Source organism: Chitinophaga sp. (genome assembly GCF_036569185.1).
GTDB lineage: Bacteria > Bacteroidota > Bacteroidia > Chitinophagales > Chitinophagaceae > Chitinophaga.
Genome location: NZ_DATCRD010000068.1, coordinates 1 through 3342, shown reverse-complemented (window position 1 = coordinate 3342; position 3342 = coordinate 1). Strand labels below are relative to the sequence as shown.

Annotated in this window: 3 protein-coding genes, 1 tRNA gene and 1 pseudogene; 2 read left to right on the top strand and 3 right to left on the bottom strand. The window is 43.3% G+C overall.

Features of this window, described 5'->3' with window-relative positions:
• Nucleotides 1–103, bottom strand: a 103-nt coding sequence (locus VIM72_RS04820; RefSeq protein ID WP_332001733.1) for a DUF2200 family protein, incomplete at its 3' end; no start/stop codon positions are given.
• A gap of 506 nt (nucleotides 104–609) precedes the next feature.
• Between VIM72_RS04820 and VIM72_RS04815 the strand changes: the two genes are divergently transcribed.
• A complete protein-coding gene (locus tag VIM72_RS04815) occupies nucleotides 610–1095 on the top strand; it encodes a hypothetical protein (RefSeq protein WP_332001732.1) in 486 nt (161 codons plus the stop codon).
• A gap of 14 nt (nucleotides 1096–1109) precedes the next feature.
• On the opposite strand, the gene VIM72_RS04810 is transcribed toward VIM72_RS04815, so the two are convergent.
• On the bottom strand, nucleotides 1110–1703 hold the full coding sequence (locus VIM72_RS04810; RefSeq protein ID WP_332001731.1) for an alpha/beta hydrolase: 594 nt from the start codon (nucleotides 1701–1703) through the stop codon (nucleotides 1110–1112).
• A 1289-nt stretch (nucleotides 1704–2992) separates the two neighbouring features.
• On the opposite strand from VIM72_RS04810, the gene VIM72_RS04805 reads away from it, so the two are divergent.
• Nucleotides 2993–3066, top strand: a tRNA-Pro gene (locus VIM72_RS04805).
• 163 nt (nucleotides 3067–3229) lie between these two features.
• Here VIM72_RS04805 and VIM72_RS32375 read toward each other — a convergent pair.
• Nucleotides 3230–3340: pseudogene (locus tag VIM72_RS32375) on the bottom strand (hypothetical protein); the annotation flags it as partial.
• Nucleotides 3341–3342 lie beyond the last annotated feature (2 nt).

Sequence of the window (3342 nt, the reverse complement as noted above, 5' to 3'; positions counted from 1 at the left end):
TTTCATGTACTTCCTCTCTTGTGCGGCCTTTTTTCTCCGCCTTCTCAATGTAGTGCGGATAAACACTTGCAAAAGAAGTTTTAAAGATTCTTGTATTATTCATTTTTCAGTTGTTGGTATATGAAAAAATTTACTACCGGTAACGAAATTACTAAAATATGGAGGATGAAGCGCTGCAATGTTTTGCTGCGATCCTTTTAACGCCTGCCATTCAACTAAGAAGGACAGCAGGCCCAGTGACCTGATTGCAGATATTTCATCTGCTGTGGCGGGCCTGGTATGACCGGCCGGCTGATGAAGCCCGGGCGCCCGTAACATCCCGGCCACCACTCAAATGCCATTTCCCAAAGTGGCCGGCGGCATAGCCCGCGTTCCTGGAAAATCTGGCTATTATGGTGGCCGGTGGATGGCGAAAATTGGCCTGTTGTATTACATAAATTTGCCACCGAAACACACCGGATCGCCATAGCCCATATTATCAGTACCGTTGCCGCACTTTTTCCCCAATTGCTCAGTGAACCCCGTCAATGGCTAAATGGTCCTTTTCCCTGTTTCTCCAAAAACAATTCTTTGCAGTAACACATCTTTCAACACTTCAAACCTATAGTCATGAAAACAAAATTGCTATTAACGGCCGGCTTGTTCCTGTTATGCCTTGCCTGTTCAAAAACCGGCCCTGAAGGCCCGCAGGGGGCAACAGGGCCTAAAGGCGACAGGGGAGACACCGGCAAACAGGGCCCTGCCGGTACAGCTAATGTGATCTATTCCACATGGAAATCTGTTACTTCAGGGAGAATGCTGCAATGGCCTATACCTGCTCTTACCAGGGAAATTCTTGATAAAGGGATTATACTGGTATATGCTGATTTCGGTTCCGCGGTACTGCTTATTCCTTATGCCTCCAACAGTGGCGATGTGAAGATGTATCCCCAGTATTACGTAGGCGGTCTTAATATAATCAGTAATATTGATCTGAACCAGTATTTCAGGTTCCGTTATGTCATCATACCCGGTGGTGTTATAGCCAGGAGTGCATCGGGTGTAAACTATAGTGATTACCGCCAGGTATCTGAATATTATAATATTCAGCCCTGAGAGGGCTTTGTTTATTATTCACGGAAGTACTTGGTGATGATCTTACTGATGGTATCCGCTTTATTAAAAACCATAAGATGTCCTCCGCCTTTAATGCGGTAATCAGGATGCACAAGCCGGCTGGTTATGACCCTGTCGGCGGTCCCGTGTATCTGTATAGTTCTTTCCGGTACTTCTTTATTTTTCCAGTAACCAATGCTTTTCAGCGCCCAACGGAAAAAAGCCACATCGGTATCTTTCAATAATTTCCGTAGTGCTTTTTTATCATTCAGGGAATGGGCGCCAAAATAGCTATAGGTGAGAAAGTTGGCGCGGTTTATTAATGCCCGGGGAATGATGCGGTACAACCCTAATTTCATGAAAAAGAACTGCCTCTTATTCAGTTCATCTTTTGTTCTGACCGAAGAGATCAGTACCATTTTTTTTACTTTTACCAGCTTGGATACTTCCACAGCCACTATACCTCCAAAGGAAAGCCCGATTAAATACGGATCTTCCACCGTAATCTGGCTCCTTATCCTTCCGGCATATGCTGTTAATGATTCATCCCGCAGTGCAGGGATCCAGTTGATGTAAACTTTGTGGTAACCCGGCAGTTTCAGGTTCATGAATATAGTTGAATCTGCCCCGATACCACTAAAAAAATAGACAACCTTTTGATCTTTTTTAGCGGTGTCCCGGAGGGGTTGGGCCTTCCCCGGGAAGCTACTGAACATAAATAGAACAAAAAAAATCACTTTCACACCTGGCGACATAAATACCCTTGATTCCTGCCTGAAAAGGCAATATTTAAAATGAAACAAGCTGCGATATTACTAAAAAAAAATTTCAATAGTTAAAATATAGAGGATTAAACCGGTATTGGCAGAGCTTGTATAGATGTGCGAATGTGCATGGTAGGTTGGGGTGAATCTATTGTTTAGCAGGCGCGTGGCTGTATCATCTTTGTATAAATAGTCGTTCCTTAATGAATCAATACTCTTTTGAGCAGGGGTATGAATTGTATCCTGTTGCGCAAAAGAGCTGTGAGGGAAAAAGAATGGAGCAAACATAGGACCGTGATAAAGTAAATACACTATATAGTTTTCAGGTATCAGGGACCAGCGATATCAGGCTTGCATACTGTAAATATATATTTTCCCAGGGGAGAGGTATACCGTGAAAATTCCCGGTAAACGTTTCGAGTGGGTGCGAAGTGAAGTTCTTTAATAACTGCGGATTGGACCGGCAGATTTTAAAGACTACTGGATTATCAGGCATCCAGCTCACATTGCCTTTATCGATTTGCTGACCCTGAAAAGCGGCAACGTTATACAATACAGTTGCCTGGAGGCGTAAGATTATAAGCCCGTTATCCAACGCAGGAGGTACGACAATAGCTTGGGAAATGAGTGGTTAGCATACCGGGATGCTTTTTGAAATTGGGCTATAACATTTCCGTTGCTTAGGCTTATACCGATTTATCCCCCATTTCCTGAATTTTGAAGAAGGCCGTTGTCTGGGCTACCGGGATCATCATTCTTACTTTTGCAGCAACTGCTGAAAGCTATTGCATAAATGATACACAGAAAGGTAAGTAGTCTACTTTTCATTTTGGGAAATTGTATTAGGTTCGGAAATTTCAGCGAAGAAAGGATATAAGGGCACGCAGGAAGATTGGAGAAACCTTTGGTTTTTTGTCAGGGAAAACCCTAAGAAACAGGCGAGGACCCAGGGAGCAGCCTCGGGGTCAGTGAGAGATACTGAACATTTCATTAAGACAAGTATAGTGGATAGGTTATTTACGGCTACCCGGGGAAAACAGGTACTGTCCTGCAACGGCGATACGATTACAACAATAAATTTTTTGCAGGAAAATTTGCAGAAAACAAAAAGATTTATAATTTAGCCGCTCCAACGGGATGTAGCGCAGCCCGGTAGCGCGCTTCGTTCGGGACGAAGAGGCCGCTGGTTCGAATCCAGTCATCCCGACTAATGGCATTTCAAAGCATGTAATTTCATATGAAACTACATGCTTTTTATTTTTATTGAATTTAAAAGATACACCTATAGAAAAAGCTATTGCGTAATTCTTCGCACCTTTTATCAAATTTTCAATTGGCCCCTCATTTTCACTTGCCCACATACCATCTGGATCTATAAACCTAACTGGTTTATTAAAGGCATAAACATAGGGACTCCATCGACGCCCCTTTTCACTTAATGGATCTATTACCCACCAGCGCCCTATTTGAGGGTCCTGCATTC